This window comes from Desulfobulbus propionicus DSM 2032 (assembly GCF_000186885.1).
GTDB lineage: Bacteria > Desulfobacterota > Desulfobulbia > Desulfobulbales > Desulfobulbaceae > Desulfobulbus > Desulfobulbus propionicus.
In genome coordinates, this window is the sequence record NC_014972.1 from 2,675,001 (window position 1) to 2,700,434 (window position 25,434).

Consider the following 25,434-nt stretch of genomic DNA (forward strand, 5'->3'; position numbering starts at 1 on the left):
CATGAGGACTTGACGTCATCCCCACCTTCCTCCGGTTTAACACCGGCAGTCCCTTTAGAGTGCCCAGCCGAACTGCTGGCAACTAAAGGCAAGGGTTGCGCTCGTTGCGGGACTTAACCCAACATCTCACGACACGAGCTGACGACAGCCATGCAGCACCTGTCTCCAGATTCTTCCGAATGGAAGCACTCTCTTGTTTCCAAAAGATTTCCGGGATGTCAAGACCAGGTAAGGTTCTTCGCGTTGCATCGAATTAAACCACATACTCCACCGCTTGTGCGGGCCCCCGTCAATTCCTTTGAGTTTTAATCTTGCGACCGTACTCCCCAGGCGGTGAACTTAATGCGTTAGCTGCGACACAGAAGGGATCAACACCCCCTGCATCTAGTTCACATCGTTTACAGCGTGGACTACCAGGGTATCTAATCCTGTTTGCTCCCCACGCTTTCGCGCCTCAGCGTCAGTATCCAGCCAGAAAGTCGCCTTCGCCACCGGTATTCCTCCCGATATCTACGAATTTCACCTCTACACCGGGAATTCCACTTTCCCCTCTGGTACTCAAGCCTGACAGTTTCAAATGCACTTCCACAGTTAAGCCGTGGGCTTTCACATCTGACTTACCAAGCCGCCTACGCGCCCTTTACGCCCAGTGATTCCGAACAACGCTTGCACCCTCCGTATTACCGCGGCTGCTGGCACGGAGTTAGCCGGTGCTTCCTTTAGAGGTACCGTCAAATACAACAGGTATTAGCCATTGTACACTTCTTTCCTCTTGACAGAGCTTTACGACCCGAAGGCCTTCCTCACTCACGCGGCGTCGCTGCGTCAGGGTTTCCCCCATTGCGCAATATTCCTCACTGCTGCCTCCCGTAGGAGTCTGGCCCGTGTTCCAGTGCCAGTGTGGCGGATCATCCTCTCAGACCCGCTAACCATCGTCGCCTAGGTAGGCCATTACCCCACCTACTAGCTAATGGTACGCAGACCCCTCTTCATGCAGTAGCATATGCAGAGGCCACCTTTGCTTGCATAACTTATGAAAAGCAAGAATATCCGGTATTAGTACCCCTTTCGGCGTATTATTCCAGACATGAAGACAGGTTATCTACGCGTTACTCACCCGTGCGCCACTTTACTCAGGACCGAAGTCCCTTTCGCGTTCGACTTGCATGTGTTAAGCACGCCGCCAGCGTTCGTTCTGAGCCAGGATCAAACTCTCCAGTTTAATATCCTAGCCAATCACAATTCGATTGGACTTACTTCCAATTCAAAACCAATTACTACTTGGCCCGCTCGTTTACTGTTCAGTTTTCAAAGATCAAAAAGCATTCGCAAGCACTTGCTTGCCAGCTGCGTTTTTCATTTTATCCCGTTTTGTTTTCCGTGTCAACCTTTTTTTTCTTTGGCTTCCACCGGGCTAGCCGCTCGACTCATGATCCAGCCGAGCAACGAGGCGCCAATATACTCCCCTCACCCCCCTTCAGTCAAGAAAAAACTTTCGCCTCAATCCACTTTGGCGAAGAGAGCAGCCGAACCCTCGAACCGTATGGCGTCAATTTCCTCCAGAAAACTAGCCTTTATCTTGAGACACAAGTTGCAGAACATTTATTCTAGTCGCAAAACACTTGCCACGCGAATGCGGGCCGGTTGCTTATAGCTCACAGCTGGGCTTGCCGGGTGCAACAGTCAGTAACCACCGGCAAAGCCGGTGGTTACTGACTGTGAACCGCTCAAAGCGGTCTCTTGAAAAGATTATCTGACCACCATATGGTGGTCGCCTACTTAAGGGTTTCTTGAAAATTAAATGCAGTAGCCTGCGACAAGTTTAACTATCAAATTGTTGATTTTGTGTAAATATGTTACATTCTTCATCGTTTTAAGGCCGCATCCGCCAACCATCACCCGATGGAGATCAGCCATGATCCAGCCCGGCTTTTTTGATTTGCAGGACCGATTGCACAAAATCGACAAGAACGGCGACCCACTTGCCAAGATCAACGAGACGGTCAACTGGGAGATGTTTCGTCCTGCGCTCGAAAAGGCCAGGGACAAGGGCCGGCAGTCTACGGTCGGGCCGAAGGGGTACGACGTCATCCTGCTGTTTAAGATTCTCATCCTGCAGTCGTTGTACAATCTGTCGGATGACGCGACCGAGTTTCAGATTCTCGACCGGCACTCCTTTGGGCGCTTTCTTGGTCTGCACATCAGCCAGAAGGTTCCCGATGCCACCACCATCTGGCGTTTTCGGGAAGACCTCGTCAAGGCCGGCATTGTAGAGGAACTGTTTGCGACCTTCGATGCGCATCTCCGGGACAACGGCTTCATGGCGATGAAAGGGCAGATCGTGGATGCCAGCATTGTCAGCGTGCCCAAACAGCGGAACAGCCGGGAGGAAAATGCCCGGATCAAAGAGGGCGACATCCCGGAGAACTGGTCCGAGAACAAGCGGCGTAGAAAAGACGCGGACGCGCGCTGGACCAAGAAGAACGGCAAGTCTTATTACGGCTACAAGAACCACATCTCGGTGGATGTGAAGCACAAGTTGATTCGCAGCTATGCCGTGACCGATGCGGCCCTGCACGACAGCAACGTGTTCGAGCAACTCCTTGCCGACAATACGAGCAAGGACGTCTGGGCGGATTCGGCCTATCGATCCGCGGATCGATTGGAGCGCCTCGGCCAGGATGGTTTTCGTGAACACATCCAACGCAAGGGGAGCCGCAATCGTCCCTTGACGCCCAGAGAACAGGAGGGCAACCGAACCAGATCCAAGGTCCGTTCGCGAATCGAGCATGTCTTTGGTGTACAGGCGCAGCGAGCGGGGAATGTACTGTTGCGCACGATCGGCATAGCCCGAGCCCGAGCAAAGATCGGCTTGCGCAACTTGGTGTATAACATTGACCGAATGGGGATGCTTCTGGCTGCAAGCAGGTGAAGTGTGCCCGGAGTGCGGCAAACTGGCAAAAGACCGCCATCGAGCACAGAGCGAGGCACCGCCAAGGTGCAAAACCGATCGGATTAAAAGCCAGAAGAGCATGGTCTTTGTGAATAAAATTGTCGGTGAATGGTGCCGGGGCTTGCTAAGCTAAATTTCAAGATTCCCTTAAACAAGTTCAGCTGTTCTACTCGCTGATCCTCTTGCTCCTGGTTACGGATATATGCTCGAACCATTGCCTCGTCAGCTCCAACGGTTGAAACAAAATAGCCTCGTGCCCAAAAGTGCATCCCGTTGTAGTTCTTCTTTTTCCCAAGGTAATTGCGTGCGATATAGATCGCACTTTTCCCTTTCATGTAGCCCACAACCTGGGCCACCGAATACTTCGGCGGGATCGACAGCAGCATGTGCACATGATCGAGCTGCAAATGCCCCTCGACAATCCGGCTTTCTTTTTGCCGTGCAAGATCATGGAACACATCACCTAGGTTTTTCCGAAGTTGGCCATAAAGCATTTTTCTTCGGCATTTCGGTATCCACACCACATGGAACTTGCAATCCTATTTTGTGTGGCTTAAACATTGTATGTCGTTCATGAAGCCTCCCTTTTCGTGACTTTGATCGGTTCACGAGGCGGGAGGCTTCTGTATTTTGCAGGAATCGTCAAACTGTTGTAAACCCCCGGCAAAGCCGGGGGGTTACCCAAGGGAAATTAACATGCCAGCTCAAGTTTCTGGCCTGCTTGCTCCAACTCGCCGTTATTAGGTTTGTAACGTGGGCCAATCTCTTTCCTGTTTGCAGCATATCAACGGCAAAGCCCATGACTGCATCAACAATGGCAAGCACTGCATCTTCAGCAATGACACCGGCAGCCCTGACTTTGCTCAAGGCCAGATTGAGCAGCCGCTGCAGCGCCTCAACCAGACTCAAGTCCTGCTGCTCTTCGCTGCAGGCGTAAAAGAGCGAGCCAAGGGTACGGGGATCATCATGGCAACGCTGCTCGAAAGCCAGAAAGACATAGCGGCTCATCACAATGGTGATATGGCCGATGATGCCATCAAAATCCCGCAGTTGGGTCTCCCGTTCGAGGTTGAGGTAGTGTTTCATCATCTTGAAGAACACCTCGATATCCCACCGTTTGCCGTAGATGCGGATGATTTCCCCGTCGGCCAGATCAATCTTGGTCGAGAGGATGGCCAGCCACTGGCGTTTGTGGTGATGGCGGACAAAGACGATCCTGATCTTCTGTTCCTTTTTGGTTTCGACCACCACGCTGGCCAGAATCCTGGCCTTGCCTCGCCGCTTTTTCAGCTTGGCGAAGAGCCGCCCCAGCCTCAACCATTATTGCCCTTGATGGCGGTAAAAGACCTTCGGCATGTCCTTACCCATGCAAATCACCGGCAGATGTTTGCCCAGGGTGGCAAGCAGGGCTGGGAAGGCAAACCAACTGTCCATCAGGATGGTAGTCGGCCCGGATGCCCAACGTCAACACCCGCTTTACCATGGATTCCAGGTGCTCCGTGGATTTGGCCATGGCTTCCACTCTGCGTTTGTAGCCGCAGTACCGCTTGTCCATCTCTTTCCTTATCCCCTGCAGCCGCTTGCTTGCCTCGGAGGCGGAGCAGAGGATGAAATCAAGCGGCAGGAAGCTCACTCCATCCGACCAGCCCAAGGTCATGAGCTTGAATCCTTTCAGGCTCCGGTTGGCGTTGTGGCCATGCATCAAGGCAACCAGCCATTTAAGGGCAAACCGTGTCGATGTTAGTGAAAATTCCTTGATCATCAATCTTGATAATAACTGCGCATTTTGCGGGGTCTCCAGTACCTTGGTAGCTCATATTACCAGTAACACCTTCAAAATTTTTTGTCGCCGCAATCTGATCTTTTAGCTTTTCTCGGTCGTCAACCAAGTTCCCCGACAACCCTCCCGTTTTTTGTAATGCCTGAAAAATCAGTTTAACAGCATCATACGTCAAAGCAGCTGGCTCATCAGGCAATATATTGTATTCTTTTTGATATTTATCGACAAATTGCTTCGCAATTCCCCTGGTGCCGCCGGGAGCGAAATTGCCAGCAAAAGTCAACCCCTTGCAATCATCGCCACATTGCCCCATCAAATCGCCCCCCGCCCATGAGTTGGATCCGGTAATCGGTTTTTTCCATCCCATTTTTTTTGCTTGCCGAACAATCAACGGGACCTCTTGATAGTGCTGAGGGGTAAAAAGAAAATCAGCGTTAGAATTTAAAATAGCTGTTAATTGCTTACCGAAATCGGTTTCGCCTGTCCGGAATGTTTCAAATGCTACCACTGATCCGACGCCATTGACGGATTCAAAATACTCCTTGAAAGCTTTGGCCATTCCGGTGGGATAAGGACTGATTTCATCATAAAGGATAGCCGCTTTGGAGGCTTTCCATTCCTTGGCAGCAAATTTAGTTATCGCCATTGCTTGAAGATCATATAAGATCGGCACTCGAAATACATACGGTCGATTCAGGGTGGTTAACGGTGAGGTTGACCATGGCGTGACCATAGGTGTCCTAAAAGAATTAGCCAATTCTCCCACAGCAATAGCCCGATCACTGCTCATTGGGCCAACAATAGCTATTATATGCTTCTGTCCAATCAAATTTAGAATATTTGTAGTTGCAGCACTTCTATTCGAAGCGTTATCAACATATATTGCTTCCACACCATAATTTTTTCCTCCAATCTTTAATCCTCCTTCTGCCTGAATCTCTCGCCTAGCCAGCTCAACCGAATTCTTCACACTAGCCCCGACTGAAGTAAAACTACCGCTTAAACTCGCACTAATTCCCAATTTAACAACACTATCTTCGGCCAAAATTTCACCAAATGGAAAGACTATTAGGCAAAGAGCCAGCACGCTTGCCATGGTATGCTGTTTCATATTTTTCACCTCACTCAAAAATAAATTCGATATAAATTTTAACGCAATGCGATATTGATTAAACAGCTGGAGCCAAATCAACTTTAAAGACCTCAACAGATTCGCGGAGGTCATGCGCTGTCTTGTTTAGCGTTTTCATTAGGGTAGCCGTTTCCTGAGATACCCTGGATGTCTCGTTACTGACCTCTCCAACCGACACCATGTTTTCGACAACACTTTCCGATAACTGTACCTGTTTGGTTGAGGCTTGGGTAATAGATTCAATGAGACTCGCGAGCTGATTAGAGACCGATTCAATCTCCTGCAGCTTACCGTATGCACCGTCAGCAAGTTGAGATCCTTGAACAACCTTGCCTATACTCTCATCCATGCGGTTGCTAACATCTTTTATTTCTGACTGAATACTCTTTATTAACACTTCTATCTGTTTTGTTGAATTACTTGAACTTTCAGCCAACCGCTGAACCTCTTCGGCAACAACAGCAAAACCATGGCCGGCATCACCAGCCATTGCAGCTTGTATTGAGGCGTTCAAAGCAAGGATAGAAGTTCGATCAGCAATATTATTGATAATTTCAATGACGTTGCCAATCTCCATTGAACTCTCACCCAATCTTTTAATAGATCTAGCTGTTTCGTTGATCTGTTCTCGAATTTCATCCATAGCAATATTAGTTTTTTCAACAGCTTCTGCACCTTCACGTGCATTACGTTGTGAATCCAATGATACTTTAGCCGATTTCACAGCGTTATGAGAAACCTGTCGGATTGATTCTGCAATTTCGGTGATGGACTGGATGGCGGCCCTGACCTGTTTTGTTTGATCGATATTTTTTGTGGCAAGATTAACCGTTAATTTTGAGACATCCGATGCGGTTCCATCAACAGCAAGCGTCGCACTCTTCACTTGACGCACGATGTCACCGAATTGCTCTGCCATGGTATTGAACGAGTCGGCAATAGCACCAGTCATGTCTTCGGTAACTTCCGCACGAGCAGTTAGATCACCTTGGGTCAGGTCACCGATCTCGCCCATCAGTTTCATGATCGATTCCTGAATAGCATCACGCTCTTCTTGGCTCTGAATTAAAACTGTTATGTTATCAAGCATAGCATTCAGTGCTATGGCCATTTGACCAAGTTCATCATTACTGACAACCTCGGTGCGGGCGTTAAAGTCACCCATACCCATGGCGCCAAGCAAGTCCATGATGTGGTTAACTTGGCGCGTCAAACCGCGCGCAAGACCAAAAGCAATCGCTATGCCGAGAAGAACGGCAACAAGACCCGCTCCAATGACGATTTTCTGCACCAAGGTTGCAGTGTTCTCCATGCGAGCAACCGCCTGAGATTCGTTGGAAATAGCGTCTTTGAGGAAGGAGGCGATAACGGGGTCAGCTTGTTTCACGGCCTCCTGATAGGCGAAAATTCTCTTTTTGATGGTTTCATCGGTGGCTACCACGTCCGCAAACCACTTCGAAAAATCAGCAAGCTGATCCAGAACAACCGTCTGCAGCGAGGTATTATCAATGGAGGCATTGATGGTGTCACCAAGCAATTTGGCCTCAACAAGCACTTTATCACCCAGCGACTTTTCCGGATGGAGCATGTATTGTTGCATTTGGTATAAAAGGTTTTGAAAAAATATCTGGACCTTTGGCACCTCGATAGTACTTGTCGATTTCCGCATTGCGTCTACAGCCTGTTGCAGCTTGGTCAACTCACCGAATTCTGGATCCACGCGTAACTCAAGAATGTTAACCGTGGCGATAAATGCTGCCAGATAATTATTGAGAGCATCCATAGCGTTTTGCGCAGCGCTTTTTTCCTGTGCCTTCGGAGCCAATTGCTGAATTTCATATAATTTTTGATATGCATCGCCACCAGATGCAATAATCTTGCTTAGATACTTATCTTTTGCATCATTAATTCCGATTTCACTGTAATTAAGAAACAGATCTTTTTCATATCCGTTCATTATTTTCAACGTCTTATCAGTATCAAGGCTCAATTTTGCTATTTTCCCATGGATAAAAACCAATTCATCAATGGTATTTTTGGCAAAATGCTGAGAAATAATTGCTATAACAATAACAGCTAAGGTCAATGCAATCATAACCGAAAAAGATAGCATCAATTTACCGCGAATATTAAATTTTTCGATTAATATCGAAAACGGATTGCGAAACCTTCCCAATTGTTTAACCTGTTCTTCCATTCTGCCTCCGAGCCCCCTTGCTTAACTGATTCTGAATCTTGCCAATGCAACTTCAAATTGGTTGCGCCCCAAGAGGAAAGCAACAATAGCGACCTATTAGGAAAGCATTCTGGTATTCCAGGCTGGTGATTAGTATCAGGAGGCCCTGCGCCTGATATTAATCACCAGCTGAATCAACCAGCCTATACTTTGTTTAAGCACATATTACCTTTTCACGAATTGATCGATCCCTTCTTCTCTCCAAACCTTCATCGTCTTTTCATCTTTGGGATTTATTTTCACCCCAATCGCGTTAACAGGAGCTGTATTTTTTTTCTGAATCTCTATCCAATTTTTTTTAATGATACTATCCAGCGGCATTGTGTTCTCCTTTTATTATGATTTATTATTACAATGATTCACGAATCATATTTTCAAGAATCGTTGTATTACAAACTGGTTCACAAGAAGGCCCTATAAGTGAAATCGCCAAATTTTGCAATCCGTAACAGAGAGCACTAGTTGTAATTGTATTGATAATATCAATATTTACTTCATTTATTTGTGAACAAATTTCTTCAGAATCGATAAACCTGTCGAAATAGAAAGCTTGTGTTGCCAAGCTCCCCATGCAAGTATGAGAATTTTCTTGAGATATAATGTGCTGACCATTAAGCTGCATTTTTGCAACCCACAACTCTTCTTCCGTAATCGGTAGAACGCCTGAAGCCATTCCTCTAATTTCTAATAAAATTTGGGAAATAACTGAGTGAAGCAGTTCAGTGGCAGTTGAACCTTCGATAACAATAACGCCATCATCATCATACGCTTGATATTCTGCACTAATTTCATAAACCATTCCCAATTCCTGCCTAAGTTTTCGAAACAAGCGGGAGCTCATGCCTCCTCCTAAAACGACTGTGAACAGATGGATGAGATAACGTTCATTCGCTGCATACGGAGACGCCTTCAACCCTATAGAGAAATATACGTGGGAAACACCTTTGCACTCTACAGTAACACCACGATGGAAAACTGGACGAAGCGATTTTGTATCGGCTTTCCCGTCATCCTTCATCATCCAGAATGCGTCGGCCACATTAGTCACCAAATCTTGGTGATTGACATTTCCCGCTGCGGCAACAATCAGTCGTCGTGGTTGATAGTTAGCCTTGAAAAAATCTACCACATTCTGTCGTTGCAATCTGGCTACCGATGCAATAGAGCCACCGATAGGCCTTCCCAAAGGATGCCCCTGCCAAATATGAGACTTCAATCGTTCATGGGCACAAATATCAGGTCGATCCAACTGGGCGCTTAATTCTCGAATAATTGTCTCTTTTTCTTGATGCACAGCATGATCAGCAAACTGAGAGTTCAGCAGAATATCACCCATTAAATCGATCAAATAAGTTCGATAATCGTCAAGCACCGTGGTCGTGAAACAAGTGTAGTCCCGCGAAGTGAAACCACCGACCTGGCCGCCGGTCACATCCATCATTCGCGCTATTTCTTCGTTGCTTCGCCGTTCAGTCCCATCAAACATCAAATGTTCGGTTAAATGCGCGATACCGCTTTGCCCTTCCGGTTCATCCATTGATCCCGTAGCCATGAGAAACCCTAGAGAGATGGAACGAACACCTTCCATTCTCTTGGTTACAACCCGAATTCTATTTTCCAAGACGCTTTGTTCGACCATTATTTTCCCCGGCCATTCTCGTTACGATCCGTAGACTCCCGCAGTAATCTGATCGAGGTTCATCAGTGCCAGATAGTGCTCCTTCCGCCGGAAAAATCCCCGAAGTATGCCCGAGTTGGCTAGTGAAGGCGGAGGCGGCGCTTCCGTAAATTCTGTTGCTAACACCTGGCCTGAAAGCTTGATAGTCTGTACCCTTAAATTTGCCGAAACAATCGCCTTCATCGGTTCCCCAGTGGCAGAATCAACCGCACCCGTTCGCACAACCATTAATTGTTTATATTCACCCCGACGGGCCGCTGCCCAATTGCACACTTGACCGATATCGATCACTGGCAACAGTTCGTCTCGATAACGAACAACACCCTGCAGATACAACGGACTACAGGGGATGCGTTGTATCGGTTGTTGGCCAAGAATCTCCACAATCTGATTCTGGCTAAACAGGCAAAAAACACTCTCCGTGATATCATCAAGCACCAAGGGCAACAGAAACAACCGCACTTCCGCCTGTTGTCTTTCCTTTTTGGTCATAATTCCGCCTTGTGCCTCCTATGAAAATTCCTTCCGCGCATCATGCGTAGAATCACTTGTCTTCACAGGCCACCGCATTTGCAATGTCCATAAGAGCTTGCACATCTACCAAAACGATAGCATCCTGGCCGTTATGCACTATTCCTGGCACCAACTTCCTCGGTTGTCCTTGAAAAGCAGATGGCAGCGCATGCACGGTTGTTTCGTTAACCATGACCAACCTGCCTCTCCCACTCATGGGCACAGCCATGAACCGACCATGATGACTAAGAATGACGTAAAATTGCTGCTTGCCATGCGACGCGGCATCCCCTATTCCAAGCAAATCTCGGAAGTCACAGATCACCGCGCGGTGTCCATGCGCTAGCGGAAGGCATTTGCGGCCGTTCTCCTCGATAGGTTTCACTTTGCTATCATTCCGTACGCCCACACCAGCTACCCATTCTTTTGCCAAACCAAACAGTTGTTCCTCAATTTGGATCACAAAAAAGGTGTTCACGGCATCACCTCATTCCCAGCATTCTGATGCGCGGACATAGAGGATTTTTCACCACCGGTAAGCCGCAAAACAGTGTCAACAAACTCCTCATCCTTGCAGGGTTTGCTCAAAAATGCCCGGGCTCCCAGCTGAAACGCCTTTTCTTGATGCTTGCTAGAGGTTCGAGAACTCAACATAATAACAGGAATATCTTGACCTCCTTGAATATTGGACAGCTTGGCAAGGAACTCAAATCCGTTCATGCGGGGCATTTCAATATCCAACACGATACAATTCGGCCGCAGCTCCCTCATTCCCAGTTGTTCAATAGCATCCAGACCGTCTTTTGCCTCAACAGGCGTCCAACCGTTGGCCGTGACCAGTCGGCTCATGACGCGACGAATGGAAATGGAATCATCAACGATCATCACCGTGAAGATTTTGGGAATTTCGAGTTGGAAAGATATGGTACTAGCCCCTTCACTACGCTGTGCAGCCTGGATCAGGCCTGGAATATCAAGCACAGGCAAGATGCTGCCATCGCCCATAACCGCAGCGCCAGAAACACCAGGGACCGTCCCTAAGTGCGTCCCCAACCCTTTAATGACGATTTCTTTCTGACCACTGATATGGGGAATGGACAAGGCTATCGTTCGTCCTTCCATTTGCATGGTAAGAACCAAGGGGCGGGCTTCCTCTATTTGTTCCCCGCCCAATCCCAAAAGAACCGAAAGAGAATGCCAGGGAACGGTTGCGCCAGCGAGCTGGCAGACTCCTTTATCCCGTGAAATTTCATGACGTTCTATCCGGTTAATATCACCAATATCATTTAAAGGGATACCATATGTAACTTCATTGATTCTCACCAACAGCACTCGAACAACACCCAACGTCAAGGGGACACGAAGAATAAAGGTGGTACCGATACCCTGTTTGGTTTCCACAGAAATAGAACCTTGCAGCTCCTTGACATTCTCCTTGACCACATCCATCCCCACGCCGCGGCCGGAAATTTCACTGACGGTCTTGGTGCTGAATCCAGGGTAAAAAATAAGTTCACTCAGTTGGTGCTCATCCATCTGATCCACAGCGGATCCCAAGCCGAAATGTCTAGCTTTTTCCCTGATAGTGGCAAAATCTAGCCCCTGGCCGTCATCGCTGAACCGCAGAACGATGTGATTGCCTTCACGCTGTCCTGCAAGGGTGATGCTGGCAATGGGGGGTTTGTTGCAAGCGAGACGCCGCTCTTCCGTTTCCACTCCATGATGAATGGCATTGCGAACCAGATGCATGAATGGATCTGCAAGTTTTTCCCAGACCACCCTGTCAAGCTCGACCCGCTCCCCATCCACGATCAAGCGAACCCGTTTACCGAGCCGGAAAGCAACATCCCGCATGGTCCGACTCAACCGCGATGTCAGTATGCTCATGGGACTCATCCGGGTCTTCATCATCTGGACCTGCAATTCGCGAACAACCCGATGCTGGCGGCTGATATCCCCGCCAATACCGCTATAGATACCTGCAAGATTGGATTGAATGGCAGCAACATCGATTGCCGATTCGTTCAAGGAACGGATGATCAGATTAAGCTGGGTGTAACGATCCAGTTCCAAGGCATCGAACTCAGCAAAGCTTTTGCCGGCTTTGATACTGGCGATGGATTTATCAAGATGAACAAAGTGCGCGGACAACCGATCGAGCGCTTTAACTTCGAATTTTGTTTCCAGTTCAAGCGCAATGTCTTTCAATCTACGAGTGGTCAGCTCCAGCTCGTTTAAAGCATTTTTGAACAACCCCATATCTTGATCAAATCCGCTCACCCCCATAAGCAACTCATTTGTCAGATTAATCAATACATCGAGTTGCGCTTGATTGATACGGATGGTTCTTACGGTTTCCGCAACAGCCGACTGTGGTGTCTCTTCAACTTCATCCAAACCACTTTCAACCCAGAAATGTTCCTTGACATCTGGGCACTCTGTCATCTCTTCCAGAGGTTGCTCGATGAATTCCTGTTCGATCTCCGATCGTCTGTTGCGATCACTGCTCATGAAGAAATTCGACAAACGACGGTGCATTTCTGCCTGTCTGTCAGCGGTCACCTCATCCGGAGATTCTATCAACAAACCAAGCAGATCAAGCGATTCACCCAAGGTATTGACCATGATGGGATCAAGCCGTTGGGCCTGCTCGTATAACCAATCAAGAAAGTCCTCAACACCATGGGCGTACGCGGCAATCTCATCTAAACCAATGACCGCTGAGGCACCCTTGATTGTATGTACAGCACGCCGAATCCTACGGATTTCCTCTTTATTATCAGGCGACAAAGGGGACTCAGCAACAATCTCCATTTCCAACAGTTGCATCGAATGATGCAACTGTTGGAAATGCTCCTCCGCTTCTTCTAAAAACCCTTCCCGAAGCAGTTGTCTTTCTTCCTCACTGAATAGTTCACCTCGTGCTGACGCGCTGTTGTGTTGATCGCCTGACCATGTGCCTGATGGTTGCACCGGCGATGAGGCGGTCGTCTTCGTTTGTCGACTCTCAATCTCTTCATCGACAGGCAGCCCCCCTTTTTCTTCCTGCGCTTCGCACATGTGGATGCTGAGTTGCTGCAACAGTTGTTCGGCTCTATGGCCATCAAACTTCGCCGGTTCAATGACGAGGATGGCCAACAAATCGAATGTTTCCGATAAAAGGGCCACCATCGGCCGATCTAGAACAACCGCCGATTCGCACAACCAGTCCAAGACTTCTTCAATCAAATGACCATAAGCGGCCAGATCGGACAGTCCGACAACCGCAGCAGCACCTTTGATTGTATGGACGGATCGGCGCACTTTACGAACCATCTCTCGCACATTGCCGGTTATTGGCGTGACATCGGTTGAATGTGCCTCCAAATACTGCATCACCTGATACAGTTCTTCCAAATGTCCCTCTACCTCTGCTCGAAATTCAGCCACTAATTCCACATCCGGCAACGAGTTTTCTGAAAGAATCGACAAGGCAGGGGTCTCGACAAAAAGCTCCTCTTCTCCATCAGGTACGGGTACTTCTCCCCTACCTGGGCCTATTTTGCCAAATGCTTCTTTTGTCTGAGCGAGAAGTTTTTCCGCATCAACAGCTTCACCATGGCGCAGCCCATCACAGTAATGCTCAAAACATTCTACCGTTGTCCGCATGGCGGCAAATGCATCGGAAGAAAGTGCCAGTCTCTCCTCCAGGATCTCTTCAAGCGCAGTTTCCATGCAGCAGGCAATCTGACTCAAGCCACCAATGCCCACCATAGAAGAGGCACCTTTGATGATATGCGCCAGCCGATACAATTCTTCAAGAACACCATTCTTCACTAAGTCTGATTGTAATTCCCCAATCCCTTTCTTGATAATAGGGATATAGGATTGCATTTCTTCAATATACCCTAAGAAGAAATCGTTATCGGCATGGGTCATCAAACCTTCTCCAACAAAAAGAAACGGATTTATGCAAGAACAGTCTTCCTTTGTTTATCGCCATTGCATGATCCGCGACGATCGCCCCAAGCGATCACTGTCAATGATATAGATATTTCTATTATTCACGCTTAAAATTCCTTTCATCAACTCAGCAAGGCCTATCATCTCACCATCCGAATGCAAGTTATGCTCGTTAAGACGATCACGCTTTTCATCGATATTGACCACGCCGATAATCCTGTTGACGACTAGACAAAATTTCAACTCCTGCTGTTTAAAATAAATAAAAGATTGTTGGGTACTCACTCTTCGAGTGTCCTTCATTTCAAAAAGAGTGACGAGATCGATGGCAGAAAGAATTTCTCCTCGAATTTGCACAATTCCTTTGATCCACAAAGGGAGATGAGGCAATGGTGTCACGCTGGGCAGATCGCCGACCTCTTGGATGCCATCAATAGGGAGCGCCATCTCGTGATCGCCGAGGATAAATGCAATATGCGGTGTTCTTTTACGCATATTTCTCGTGGACTGCTCTTTGAGCAATGCCATATCCTGCGCTCGAGCGGTCGCAGTTTCGTAATCGATAGTTTCAAGAAGTGCTTGCAGAGACCTCTCTTCACCGGAAATCTGCCGTTGGGCCATAACACTCACGATTTTGACGGATAGTTTACTTGCAGGGGATCTGTTGGGATCGATAAGCGGCTCAGGAAAGCAGCTTCACCGCGTTGTCGAACAACTCCTGACTGTTAAATGGTTTCGTCATATACACGTCAGCGCCCTGTTTCTTTCCCCAGAATTCGTCACTTTTCTGATTCTTTGATGTGAGCAGGATGACGGGTAGATTTTCCCTCATCGTCTTAATTTTGCGACATGCTTGAAAACCATTGAGTTTCGGCATAATAACGTCCAAAACCACCAACAACGGATTTTCCGTTTCCACCATTGCCACCGCTTCCTCGCCATCGACTGCGGTAACGACCTGATATCCATTCTCTTCAAACGGAGCTCGCATCATATTGAGCTGGGTTGGACTATCGTCTACAACAAGGATCTTTCCCTTTGCCATATCTATTCTCCTTTCTGACTTTCGTTATTTTTTAGGTTATAACTTATTGTTATTATATATGTTTTTTAATCTCGGCAATCATCTTGTCAGGATCAAAGGGTTTAGTGAGATAGGCGGAAGAACCCGCCATTTTCCCTTTCATTTTGCTGATAAATCCATCCTTGCTGGTCAGCATGATGACAGGAATATCTTTAAATTCTTTATTTCCCTTAATAATTGAAAGGATTTTATAGCCATCCATCTTTGGCAAAATAACATCGAGCATGATAAGGTCTGGTCGCTCCTCACTCACTTTGCTCAGGGCTTCCAGACCGTCTGCCGCTTCGACAACCCGATAACCTTGGCGACTGAGAGTGATGGCAATTACCTTTCGGGTCGTCGAACTGTCTTCAACGACAAGGATAACTTTCTGCGTACTGACTCTCGGTTCTTCAATTGCTACCGCGACAGCAGCTTGAACATTATCCTCCATCCAGGCATCACAGGAGGATTCCCATGCCAGATGGTCAAGCAAGAGTTTCAGTTGATTGGCGAACAATAACTTCTCAGGGGCGATCTTCGCTGCTCTATCAAGATACCCGAGGGCTTCCTGATATTTTTTTGTATTCACGCTTAGTAAGCCAAGACAATACAGAGCGATGAGACTTCGAGGAAATTTTTTAAGAATCCGGCTGTAGCGTTCCCTTGCCTGATCAAAATAGCGAATCTTGCCCTCACTTCTTTGGGTCAGGGTACCCTTGGATATTGTCAAACAACCTTGGCAGTAGGGACATATTGTGGTGTTCTTGTTAAGAGGTGCCCAACAAAAATAGCATTTTCGCACGACCTGTTCGGTTAGTTGAGCAGCTACTGCATTAAATTTCAGCAGCTCTTCTTTTACCATTTCGTTATTGGCATCAAGACCATTGGCCATATTCAAAGCTTTTCTCATTATTTCCACATTGCCTTGAATACGAGAATACCAAATCCATCCTTCAGGATTATTTTTATTTATTTTGAGATACTGGACAATATCACCATGAGATTCTTTATACTGCTGCATCTCCGCTTTTTCAATCGCAGAAATAAGCAAGCCAGCACCAGATTGATCAAATGAACTTTTACGCTCATCTTTTACTTTTGAAACTTCGAGTAAAATATTAATAACCGTATTGGTAATTGTTCTTTCTACTTGTCGAAGAGGAAGTATTTCTACTTGCACACCTTCCCATGTTAGAATTTCAACAGCCGCATCAATTCCATTTAATCGATCAAGTTGAGCATTAATTAATTCACCCTGATGGATATCAAGGAGACCGTTGTTGTCCTCTTTACGTATTTCGAGTGTCTGCGACTTTTTCTCCAGGGAAAATATCTGCAAAATATTATCCAAGGAAAAGCCGTCGATCTTCTTGGTCATTATTGCCATTATTTTTTTCCTGGAAGATACCTGTTCATGCCGTCATCCACATACCCTAGAAAGAAACGCTGCTATGTTTGACTTTTAAACCTGCGGATAAACCAAAAGAAGGATCATGACAGATGCCAACCGTCATCTGCGGCACGATGAATTGTTTTGTCAATAAACGCTATTGCCAAAGCAATTTTCATTCCTGAAAAAGAATAACATGAAGAGAGAACCTGCCCAATAGACATGAAAAATTGCAAAAAACCTGAGAACGCTTGAGGCTCAGGCTTTTTATCTTGAGATGGGCTATGGAGAAGATACGAAGAACAGGGAAAAGTGATTGGTTACTTTTGTCGTTATGAATCCGACAAAGGCGTATCACCAATCAAAAATCTGAGAAATTTCGGGATATAATAATATGCTTTGTGATGAAAAACAGAACTAGGACAGGCGTTCGCAGGAATGGAAGGAACATCTCGATTACGAAACTGTATTTCTTCTTACAAAAATCACCAATCAAACTTGTAACTATTTGAAAAACAGAAACAAATTACTAACAATCATTTCGCCAAAGAGCTCATGCATTCGCTGAATGCCCTCCTTGATCCCTTGACGTTGTTTGTCACTCGCTGCCACTATTTGTCAGCCTGCTCCGCCTCCATCAACATCTGCTCGACCACGCCGAGACCGCCAAACCAAAAAGCGGGATCATTGAGATCAATTCCAAAAGGCCGCAGGAGTTCATAGGGCGAACGGCTGCCCCCAGCCCGAAGCAACATCAGGTACTGATCGACAAAATTCGGGCCTTCCTCGATAAAGCGGCCATACAGGGCCAACACCAAGAGCTCGCCGAAGGCATAGGCGTAGACATAGCCGGGAGTGCCAAGAAAATGGGAAATATATGCCCACCAGATGGCATAATCGTCGCGCAGGGTGAGCGAATCGCCAAACATGGGTCGTTGTGTTTCCAACCAAAAAGTGGAGAGTTGCTCGGCCGATAACTCGCCGTGCCGTCGTCCTCCATGCATCGCCGCCTCAAAACGATTCATGGCCACTTGCCGGAATACGGTGGCAAAGATCGACTCCAGTTTTTGACAAATGAATGCACGACGAGCAGCAGGGGTGGACATGATCCGTATCTGGGCCTTAAAAACCAGCAATTCGGCAAAGACCGAGGCGGTTTCGGCCAGCACGAGCGGCGTATCGCTATTGTAGAATCCCTGTTCAGCGGCCAGATACTGATGCACCCCATGACCGAGCTCATGGGCGACGGTGGAGACATCTCGGATGTTCCCTGTGTAGTTGACCAAAATATACGGATGGGCTTCCGGGACGCAGGGATGGGAAAAGGCACCGCCCCGCTTGCCCTGGAGAACAGGTGCGTGAATCCAGTTGTCGGTGAAAAATTGCTTGGCAATATTTGCCATCACTGGTGAAAAATCGGCAAAGGATTCGAGAACGATCTGCCGGCACTGGTTCCAAGGTATGGCTGCCTCCTCGCCTCCAGGTACCGGAGCGTAACGATCGTAATCGTAGAGTTCCTCGCAGCCGAGCAGATCTTTCTTCAGGCGATAATACCGGTGGACAATGTCGTAGCGACTGGTCACGGCCGTCACCAATGTTTCGACCGTCTGTCTTTCCAGCTCGTTGGCCAGATTGATGGCGCTGTCCCAGGAGGGATAGCGGCGGAGTCGGTCGTCAATCATCTTTTCCGCCGCCAAGGTGTTAAAAATATGGGTGAGGAGATGCAAATTGGCCCGAAGCCCCTCGGTCAATTCCGCGGCACCGTTTTTCCGTACCTCGCGGTCTGGATGATAAAGATCGTTCAACACTTCTTCTTCGGTCCGACCTCGCGCGCCGAAGCGTAGTTGTCCCAGCAATTTTTCAAAAAGTACATTCCAGGCGCTTCGCCCCACGGGCCTTAGCTCCTGGAGCAACTCCTCTTCCTTGCTGCTGAGCTGATACGGAGCAAACTGCCTGAGTGTCCGCAAATAATGGGCGTAGCGGTGCAATTCCGGCTGCTGCAGATGTTGCTCCACCCTGTACGCATCAAGCCTGTTCCATTCCAACCGGAAAAAGACCGTCAATGTGCCGACCGCCGCCTCCAGTTCCTCGACCTGCTGCAGGAGTGCCGAAGCGGCGGCGTCACCTGTCTGGGTGATGAAACGCAGAAAAGCAAAGGCTTCCAGCCGAGCCAACAGGGTGTCGATGGCTTCCAGCCGTTCGACCACTGTCTTGATCGTTGCCGTGTCCAGGTCTTTGATCTTGCCCGCTGTCTCGGTGGACAAGCTCTCGGCCATCTGTCGGCAATGACGCATATCGCACTCGATGGTAGGTCCAGCCTCGCCTGGATAGAGCGCGGCTAAATCCCACAATACCTCAGTAGTGCCCAGTTGTTGGTTGAGTTCGATAGTCATGGTATGCCGTGTCGATTACACAGAAAAGAAGAGTGTATCCTGCATGCCGGCTCCCACCGCCCAACAGGCAAGACCAACGGAAAAAATCTCAGCGGGCAGCCAGCAGGCGCACGATCACCTCAACAATCCAGCAATAAACGGTCCGACCGCCGCTGGGCCTTGGGAGTCAACCAGTTTGATGGTCGCCGTGCCGATCACCGCCATGTCGGCCTTACCGGTGAGCATGTCCACATCTTCACGGTTGCTGATCCCAAACCCCACCGCCAAGGGAAGGTCGGTGGCTCGACGACAACGAGCCAGGTATTGGTCGAGGCCATGGTCAAAAGTGGTTTGTTGTCCAGTGACACCACGACGGGCCACGCAGTAGACAAATCCTGCGCCCTGAGCCGCGACCGCTCGCATCCGATCATCACTGGAAGTAGGAGTAAAAAACTGGATGGGCGCCAATCCCAAGCGTTTGCTGGCGGCCAAATAGGACTGCCCCTCTTCCGGCGGCAGATCGGGAACAATGGTCCCACAGAAACCAATATCCCGGGTTCTCTGGAGAAAGGTTTCCTCGCCATGCTTGAAGATGATGTTGTAGTAGGTCATGAAGAGAAACTTGACGTCGGGATAGGCCAAAGCCATCTCCTGACCAAAACGCAAACAGGCCTCCACGCTAATCCCCTGATCCAGGCTCTGCTGGCTGGCCCGGAGGATCACTGGGCCGTCGGCAATGGGTTCGGAAAAAGGGATCTGCAGTTCAATGCAATCCACCCCGTTCGCCGCCATCTGATCGATGACCGCACGGTTGATCTCCAACGAGGGGTACCCGAGCACCAGATGGGTCATCAGCAGGATTGGTTTTCCTTGCAGGCGTTTTTTCAGTTCTTGTTGTAAATCCACGCTCACATCGCACCTCTATCGACACGGCCCGAAACCAATATGGAACCTCGGGCCAGAAACGCTGTTATTTATATGCCTCGGCCCGTTTGACAATGAACTCTTTCCACGAAGGATCGTCAAAGGCATGGGCGATGGTGAAAATGTCCTTGTCACCGCGGCCGGACATGTTGATGATGATTGCCTGATCAGGACGCATGGCCGGTGCCTCCTTGATGGCTTGGACAAAGGCATGCGAAGATTCCATGGCCGGAATAATGCCCTCGATACGCATGGTCAGACTGAGGGCATCGATTACTTCTTGATCGGTGGCCGATGCAAACCGTACCCTCCCCTTTTCACCAAGATCTGCCAATATAGGTGAAATACCCACATAATCAAGTCCTGCGGCGATGGAATGGGTGTCGCGCATCTGCCCCTCGGGACTCTGGAGAAACATGGTCTTGTACCCTTGAGCCACCCCTGGGCTGGCATCGCTGCCCGCGACCATGCGCGCGGCATGCTTGCCGGTGGCTATGCCTTGCCCTCCGGCCTCGACCCCTACCAGTTCCACACCCGGTTCAGCAAGAAACCCCTGGAAGATACCCATGGCATTTGAACCGCCGCCCACACAGGCGTAAACGCGATCCGGCAGGCGACCATGCTGGGCCAGAATTTGTCGATGAGCTTCCTGGCCAATGATCGACTGAAACCAGGCCACCATCTCCGGGAAAGGATGCGGCCCGCAGACCGTGCCGATGACGTAATGGGTGTCATCCATGGAGGTGACCCAATCACGAAAGGCCTCGTTCATGGCGTCCTTGAGGGTGCGGGAACCATCGACGACCGGCACCACGGTGGCGCCAAGCTTTTCCATCCAGAAGACATTCGGCCTTTGGCGGGCAACATCCTCCTCTCCCATATAGATCGTGCACGAAAAACCGAACTTGGCCGCCATGGTGGCCGTGGCCATCCCGTGTTGCCCGGCGCCTGTTTCGGCAATGACCCGCTTCTTGCCCATGCGCTTGACCAAAAGCCCCTGCCCCATGACGTTGTTGGCTTTGTGGGCTCCGGTATGATTGAGATCCTCACGCTTGATATAGATCTTCGCACCGCCGAGATGACGGGTTAGATTCTCGGCGAAGGTCAAAGGAGTTGGTCGGCAGGAATAATTGCTCATCAACTCCACATATTCTTGCCAAAACAACGCATCGTTCCGGGCAGCTTCGTAGGCTCGGTTGAGATCGGCAAAGGTTGCCTGAAGGACTTCCGGGATGAAAGCCCCGCCCCACTGTCCATAATATCCTATTTTCATTATATTTGTTTCCACTTAATAATACTCTTGCGCCGTGATGAAGGCGTAACGTTGTCTTCCCTGTTTTCAAGAAGAACGGTCGTGTTGTAGCACGTAGCCCCCTTGTCTTCAGCTCTTTTCTCGGATTGGCAAACGAATTCTTCAAAACGAATGCCGTCGGCAGGCAAGAGCGAAATCTTCGGGATAGTGACCAAGAATGTATCGGCCTTGAGCTTCGCTGAAGGCACCCATCGACCAGGGCAGCTTGGGCAAGAAAGCATACAGAAGGCGCTGACCGTTCTCGACGCCGAACCGCTTACTGTATTCAATGGAGGTGACCATCGTTGCCCCGAGTCGAGCCAATATCTGTTGGGCCTTGAGGATCCCCCTGTCGAGAGAGCGTCGCACCGAGGTTTCCGCCTCGAGCACGTTGCCCACCGGACCACGAATATGGTCGGCAATCACCATCAGCTGCAATTCCCACTGCGACACCTGCGCCTTGGGTACGAAGAGCATGACGTTTGCATCCTGCCAAACCACCAGCGATCGCTCGCCCCGCCCCTCGTCTGTTCGGGTATTGCCGGCGATGGCTTTCAGATAGTCGCTGAAAAAATCGGACTGATATTCCTGCCGATACCGCTCAATTCCCTCGGCCACCAGATCACCGCAGCAATAGGCAGGGAACTGGCCGCCATCGGTGGCTGTCACCCATTGCGGAACCAGGGCGTATTGTTGATGAATCATCTGGTGGGAGGCATGCAGCCGATAGCCTGAACCGGAAAAATCATACCCGAAATTCCACCCCCACAGGGTGGCCAACGCCTCTAGCCTCTGCTTCTCACCGGATACGGTCCGCATGAGCGTTTGCCGCAGGGCCTCCAATTCCTCGATCGTCATTTGCCGTCTTTCGTTAGGGGGAGCCAACTGCAGTTTTTCAGCCACCGTATGATAGATCCGCTGATAATATAGGTGGCGCAACCCTTCCATGTCGGCGTCGGAAAGGTCGGCGATTCGATAACGGATGCAGGTATGGGCAAAATTAGCGGCATAATGTCCCCAGGGGATATAGGAGTTGCCCCGCAGGTACTCAAAAATTTCGGTTTCTCCCCGGCGAAAATCACCGACGATTTCACTGCCCCCCTGTACACCAGGGCGAAGCACCATGATTTCTTTGTAGTGATCGGGCAAAAAAGGATTGTTGGCGACGGTTTCAAAGAGTTCGAAATCATCGATGAGCGCCTGGGGGCGACCATTCCGCTCCCTGTATTGAAGCCCAATGGCCTTGCCACGGTCATCATGGACCATGCGGCAGCAGGACTCAGCCAACCAAATCAATTCCTCGGCGTCCGTGGATGTGGCGGCCAATTGGTATCGGAGCGGCAGGGGCATGTGGTTGATGATTGCACGGATGGCGTCGGGTGAACAATGGGAACCCAGGAATGCCCGCATGCTGACAGGTTCAGCCGGAGGAATGGTGATTAATCCGGGATCGGCGGCTCGCTGATTCGCCCATCCGGAGTCAATATAGGTGCAACCGCGAAACGGCAGCGGATTGGGAATCTCGTAAACGGCGCGGGCCCGTTCAACAATCACGTCGCCTTCAGGGAAATTGTCTCGATTCTCAACGGCAACCGCCTCGGGTAAAAACCCGAGCGTGCAGAAACAATCCGATTGCCGCAGGTTGGCGACTCGGTACGAAGGGCTGTGCTTGCCAACCCAAAAACGTCCTTCAGGGGTAACAGATGTGCGCAACATGTACTCTCTTCAATCGTGGCCAGCATGTCGTGTCGTGCCTGTGGCCCTTTCCCAGGATTCACTTGTCTCAGACTGGCATTTACAGCATAATAGAGGACAATCAGATCGATATACGTATCACTTGCCTTGCTTTTTGTAAATTGTTTCAGGAGCTTTCCATGGGCTTCCCTAAAATCAGTTTCCGCGTTTGCGAAACCAGACATTGCCCCATGTTTTTCTACGGGGACGTTTTCCAACTATCCGGCATCGCCATTAGCATGGAAAGCAACGGAGAGAGTTCCTTCATCAGCACCACCATGGTGCATTCCCCCCCTAACCGGGGGACATGCAAAATTCTCAACGCGGACCTGACAAAAATCATCATCGAATATGAACGAGCGGACCAAATCCCTGATTGCATGATTTCCTGCAGCGGCTGCACCGGCTCGCTCCGGGTTGAACATTTCCGCCACACCCGCCGCGAACAAGAAGTAGGGGCGATCGATGACCAAGTGAGCGGGATGCTCCACCTCCTGAGCGATTTTCCCTTTTTTCGCAATATCGATCACAATGGCTTGAACAGTGTCGTGCAGCATTTCAAGCGGATCTCATACAGGAAAAGCGATATCATTCTCCGCAAGGGAGACCCCGGCGGCGCCTTTTTCATCGTTGTGACCGGCCAGGTCGATATTCTCAACGATGCCGGCATCCCCATCTCCACGCTCAAGGCAGGGGAAGTGTTCGGTGAAATGAGCCTCATTTGCGAAGAGAATGTCGGTGCCACCGTCCAGGCCAGCAGCGATTGCCAGCTTCTCCGTGCCAGTCATCACCACTTTAAATCGATATTACAGAAATACCCTACCCTGCAGACGTATTTCACGCGACTGCTTGCCAAACGACTGACCGACGCCAACAAAATCCGTTCCGATGATTACGCATCGGGGATGATCGGCAAGTTGGAGGAAATTCCGCCTGAGGCATTGTTCCAAACGCTGAATGCCAACCACAAAACTGGCATCCTCACCATCACACAACTCCAGAAGGGTACTGCTCGTTTTTCCCTCCGCCAAGGGGCATTGATCAAGGCCACCTATGGCGGAGTCAAGGGCGAAACCGCTTTTTATGAAGTGCTACGGGAAAAAACAGGCCGGTTCAGATTCACCCCCGGTCTTCCTCCCGAGGATTTTGATGTCCCTGAAATTGGGTATTTCATGAAACTGCTCATGGAGGGCCTTCAGCGGATCGATGAACGCGGACCTTCGAGGGTACACTGAGGTTTTTCAGTATTTTTCGATCCCCGTGTAACGCGCCCTCCCTTTTCGGGAACAGTTCTCCTGTCCTTACCGCAGGACGTTTCCTTCAACAAGGACCTTCCCGGTCCATCCCTTGCTCCTTGCGTGCAACACGCGACACGGGTCAGGCACCTGACCGTTCACACCCAGAGCCTCTCGCACAACGCCATTGTGCACTCTATGCAAGCACGACTGCACAGCAAATCATGCCCGACATATCAGGCCCCTTATTTTTCCAAGATATCAACACGGTCTCACAAAGCCCCACCAAACACCCCGACGAACCCATTATAACACACGACCATTTCGCACATTCAGCATAATTTTAATTTTAATCACATTTTCGTTGTCGGAAAACCGGACAAGAACGCGCGGGGTTTTTTTGCTTGACAGAACAGACAACACATAGTTAATGAATGACCGTTCAGTTTGAAAAATATTCAATACTGAGCAAGGTTTCATTGTCGTATCAACAGTTTCACTCTTTTTAACTCTCATTCAGGAAAGGTAATTATGTCGTGGTTCATTCAAACTTGTCGATCATCGTTGGGCAAAAAGTACATCATGGCTTTTACTGGGTTTATGTTGGGCGGGTTCCTGCTCGTTCACACCATAGGCAACAGTACAATTTTCTGGGGGAGAAGCGCGTTTAATGCCTACGCGCATCATCTTCATTCTTTAGGCATTTTTGTACCAATTTTTGAAATTGGCCTGTATTCGATTTTCTTCCTGCATGTCATCACCGGCATTATCCTGTTTTTGGAAAATCGCAAAGCCAGAGGCGGCAAATATGCGGTTGAAACCAGTGCCGGTGGACGTACGCTTGGCTCCAAGACCATGCCCTACACTGGTGTGGCTATTTTTGTTTTCATCCTCATCCATCTGGCAAATTTCCACTTTGTCGAGAAAACCGAGGTGAAGACCATCTCTGACTTTGTCACCGAAGTCCTGAACAACCCGTTTTTCACCCTTATTTACGGAGCAGGTATCTGCCTCCTCTTCATCCATATCAGCCACGGTTTCTGGTCACTGCTCCAGACCTTTGGCATCAGCCATCCGAAATATGATTATCCGTTGCGTGTGATTACCTGGGCACTTGCGGGCATCATGGGCGGCGTCTTTTTGTTGATCACCTTCTTGATGGTCATCTCCCGGAATCAATTGCTCTAA

Annotated in this window: 18 protein-coding genes, 1 rRNA gene and 2 pseudogenes (1 of these 21 cut by a window edge); 3 read left to right on the top strand and 18 right to left on the bottom strand. The window is 49.2% G+C overall.

Annotated features, from left to right (window positions below):
• Positions 1-1,222, bottom strand: a 16S ribosomal RNA gene (locus tag DESPR_RS11675); it reaches 336 nt to the left of the window's first position.
• Positions 1,223-1,915: 693 nt separating this feature from the next.
• Between DESPR_RS11675 and DESPR_RS11680 the strand changes: the two genes are divergently transcribed.
• Positions 1,916-2,932: an IS5 family transposase gene (locus tag DESPR_RS11680; RefSeq protein ID WP_015722803.1), complete on the top strand. Its 1,017-nt coding sequence runs from the start codon at positions 1,916-1,918 to the stop codon at positions 2,930-2,932.
• Between the two features lie 167 nt (positions 2,933-3,099).
• On the opposite strand, the pseudogene tnpA reads toward DESPR_RS11680, so the two are convergent.
• The 17 genes and pseudogenes from tnpA to DESPR_RS19065 all read right to left on the bottom strand — a co-directional run.
• Positions 3,100-3,528: pseudogene (tnpA, locus tag DESPR_RS11685) on the bottom strand (IS200/IS605 family transposase); the annotation flags it as partial.
• A gap of 181 nt (positions 3,529-3,709) precedes the next feature.
• Positions 3,710-4,667, bottom strand: a pseudogene (locus tag DESPR_RS19315) (IS4 family transposase); the annotation flags it as partial.
• Between the two features lie 4 nt (positions 4,668-4,671).
• Positions 4,672-5,844: an ABC transporter substrate-binding protein gene (locus tag DESPR_RS11695; RefSeq protein WP_015725013.1), complete on the bottom strand. Its 1,173-nt coding sequence runs from the start codon at positions 5,842-5,844 to the stop codon at positions 4,672-4,674.
• A 58-nt stretch (positions 5,845-5,902) separates the two neighbouring features.
• Positions 5,903-8,062 carry a methyl-accepting chemotaxis protein gene (locus tag DESPR_RS17395; RefSeq protein WP_015725014.1) on the bottom strand — a complete coding sequence of 720 codons (2,160 nt, stop codon included), beginning with the start codon at positions 8,060-8,062 and terminating at the stop codon, positions 5,903-5,905.
• Between the two features lie 204 nt (positions 8,063-8,266).
• The gene (locus DESPR_RS18535; protein WP_015725015.1) at positions 8,267-8,422 is read right to left on the bottom strand and encodes a hypothetical protein; all 156 of its coding nucleotides are present in this window, start codon (positions 8,420-8,422) and stop codon (positions 8,267-8,269) included.
• Positions 8,423-8,450: 28 nt separating this feature from the next.
• On the bottom strand, positions 8,451-9,740 hold the full coding sequence (locus DESPR_RS11705) for a M16 family metallopeptidase (RefSeq protein WP_015725016.1): 1,290 nt from the start codon (positions 9,738-9,740) through the stop codon (positions 8,451-8,453).
• Between the two features lie 21 nt (positions 9,741-9,761).
• Positions 9,762-10,271: a chemotaxis protein CheW gene (locus tag DESPR_RS11710; RefSeq protein ID WP_015725017.1), complete on the bottom strand. Its 510-nt coding sequence runs from the start codon at positions 10,269-10,271 to the stop codon at positions 9,762-9,764.
• Positions 10,272-10,323: 52 nt separating this feature from the next.
• Entirely contained in the window at positions 10,324-10,770 is a 447-nt protein-coding gene (locus DESPR_RS11715; protein WP_043770040.1) for a chemotaxis protein CheW, read from the bottom strand.
• A complete protein-coding gene (locus DESPR_RS11720) occupies positions 10,767-14,210 on the bottom strand; it encodes an Hpt domain-containing protein (protein ID WP_015725018.1) in 3,444 nt (1,147 codons plus the stop codon). The genes DESPR_RS11715 and DESPR_RS11720 overlap by 4 nt, the downstream gene beginning before the upstream one ends.
• Positions 14,211-14,264: 54 nt before the next feature.
• The gene (locus DESPR_RS11725; protein WP_015725019.1) at positions 14,265-14,855 is read right to left on the bottom strand and encodes a chemotaxis protein CheW; all 591 of its coding nucleotides are present in this window, start codon (positions 14,853-14,855) and stop codon (positions 14,265-14,267) included.
• A gap of 61 nt (positions 14,856-14,916) precedes the next feature.
• Positions 14,917-15,279 (bottom strand): response regulator transcription factor, encoded by a 363-nt coding sequence (locus DESPR_RS11730; protein WP_015725020.1) that lies wholly within the window; start codon positions 15,277-15,279, stop codon positions 14,917-14,919.
• A gap of 52 nt (positions 15,280-15,331) precedes the next feature.
• The gene (locus DESPR_RS17400) at positions 15,332-16,687 is read right to left on the bottom strand and encodes a response regulator (protein ID WP_015725021.1); all 1,356 of its coding nucleotides are present in this window, start codon (positions 16,685-16,687) and stop codon (positions 15,332-15,334) included.
• Positions 16,688-17,301: 614 nt separating this feature from the next.
• The gene (locus DESPR_RS11740; protein ID WP_015725022.1) at positions 17,302-19,083 is read right to left on the bottom strand and encodes a M3 family oligoendopeptidase; all 1,782 of its coding nucleotides are present in this window, start codon (positions 19,081-19,083) and stop codon (positions 17,302-17,304) included.
• 114 nt (positions 19,084-19,197) lie between these two features.
• Positions 19,198-19,974 (bottom strand): tryptophan synthase subunit alpha, encoded by a 777-nt coding sequence (gene trpA / locus DESPR_RS11745; RefSeq protein ID WP_015725023.1) that lies wholly within the window; start codon positions 19,972-19,974, stop codon positions 19,198-19,200.
• 58 nt (positions 19,975-20,032) lie between these two features.
• Entirely contained in the window at positions 20,033-21,259 is a 1,227-nt protein-coding gene (gene trpB / locus DESPR_RS11750) for a tryptophan synthase subunit beta (RefSeq protein ID WP_015725024.1), read from the bottom strand.
• A 141-nt stretch (positions 21,260-21,400) separates the two neighbouring features.
• On the bottom strand, positions 21,401-22,993 hold the full coding sequence (locus DESPR_RS11755) for a hypothetical protein (protein ID WP_015725025.1): 1,593 nt from the start codon (positions 22,991-22,993) through the stop codon (positions 21,401-21,403).
• Positions 22,994-23,229: 236 nt separating this feature from the next.
• Positions 23,230-23,568 (bottom strand): hypothetical protein, encoded by a 339-nt coding sequence (locus tag DESPR_RS19065; RefSeq protein ID WP_245529520.1) that lies wholly within the window; start codon positions 23,566-23,568, stop codon positions 23,230-23,232.
• Here DESPR_RS19065 and DESPR_RS11760 point away from each other — a divergent pair.
• Both DESPR_RS11760 and DESPR_RS11765 read left to right on the top strand, forming a co-directional pair.
• Complete coding sequence (locus tag DESPR_RS11760) at positions 23,494-24,246, top strand: cyclic nucleotide-binding domain-containing protein (RefSeq protein ID WP_245529513.1); 753 nt, start codon at positions 23,494-23,496, stop codon at positions 24,244-24,246. The genes DESPR_RS19065 and DESPR_RS11760 overlap by 75 nt on opposite strands.
• Positions 24,247-24,777: 531 nt before the next feature.
• Entirely contained in the window at positions 24,778-25,434 is a 657-nt protein-coding gene (locus DESPR_RS11765; protein WP_015725027.1) for a succinate dehydrogenase cytochrome b subunit, read from the top strand.

What these genes read in the sequence shown, in the direction of transcription:
- DESPR_RS11680 (WP_015722803.1), top strand. Translation starts at nt 1,916, where the DNA reads ATGATCCAGCCCGGCTTTTTTGATTTGCAGGACCGATTGCACAAAATC.
- DESPR_RS11695 (WP_015725013.1), bottom strand. Translation starts at nt 5,844, where the DNA reads ATGAAACAGCATACCATGGCAAGCGTGCTGGCTCTTTGCCTAATAGTC.
- DESPR_RS17395 (WP_015725014.1), bottom strand. Translation starts at nt 8,062, where the DNA reads ATGGAAGAACAGGTTAAACAATTGGGAAGGTTTCGCAATCCGTTTTCG.
- DESPR_RS18535 (WP_015725015.1), bottom strand. Translation starts at nt 8,422, where the DNA reads ATGCCGCTGGATAGTATCATTAAAAAAAATTGGATAGAGATTCAGAAA.
- DESPR_RS11705 (WP_015725016.1), bottom strand. Translation starts at nt 9,740, where the DNA reads ATGGTCGAACAAAGCGTCTTGGAAAATAGAATTCGGGTTGTAACCAAG.
- DESPR_RS11710 (WP_015725017.1), bottom strand. Translation starts at nt 10,271, where the DNA reads ATGACCAAAAAGGAAAGACAACAGGCGGAAGTGCGGTTGTTTCTGTTG.
- DESPR_RS11720 (WP_015725018.1), bottom strand. Translation starts at nt 14,210, where the DNA reads ATGACCCATGCCGATAACGATTTCTTCTTAGGGTATATTGAAGAAATG.
- DESPR_RS11725 (WP_015725019.1), bottom strand. Translation starts at nt 14,855, where the DNA reads ATGGCCCAACGGCAGATTTCCGGTGAAGAGAGGTCTCTGCAAGCACTT.
- DESPR_RS11730 (WP_015725020.1), bottom strand. Translation starts at nt 15,279, where the DNA reads ATGGCAAAGGGAAAGATCCTTGTTGTAGACGATAGTCCAACCCAGCTC.
- DESPR_RS17400 (WP_015725021.1), bottom strand. Translation starts at nt 16,687, where the DNA reads ATGGCAATAATGACCAAGAAGATCGACGGCTTTTCCTTGGATAATATT.
- DESPR_RS11740 (WP_015725022.1), bottom strand. Translation starts at nt 19,083, where the DNA reads ATGACTATCGAACTCAACCAACAACTGGGCACTACTGAGGTATTGTGG.
- trpB (WP_015725024.1), bottom strand. Translation starts at nt 21,259, where the DNA reads ATGAAAATAGGATATTATGGACAGTGGGGCGGGGCTTTCATCCCGGAA.
- DESPR_RS11755 (WP_015725025.1), bottom strand. Translation starts at nt 22,993, where the DNA reads ATGTTGCGCACATCTGTTACCCCTGAAGGACGTTTTTGGGTTGGCAAG.
- DESPR_RS11760 (WP_245529513.1), top strand. Translation starts at nt 23,494, where the DNA reads ATGCTCCACCTCCTGAGCGATTTTCCCTTTTTTCGCAATATCGATCAC.
- DESPR_RS19065 (WP_245529520.1), bottom strand. Translation starts at nt 23,568, where the DNA reads ATGCTGCACGACACTGTTCAAGCCATTGTGATCGATATTGCGAAAAAA.
- DESPR_RS11765 (WP_015725027.1), top strand. Translation starts at nt 24,778, where the DNA reads ATGTCGTGGTTCATTCAAACTTGTCGATCATCGTTGGGCAAAAAGTAC.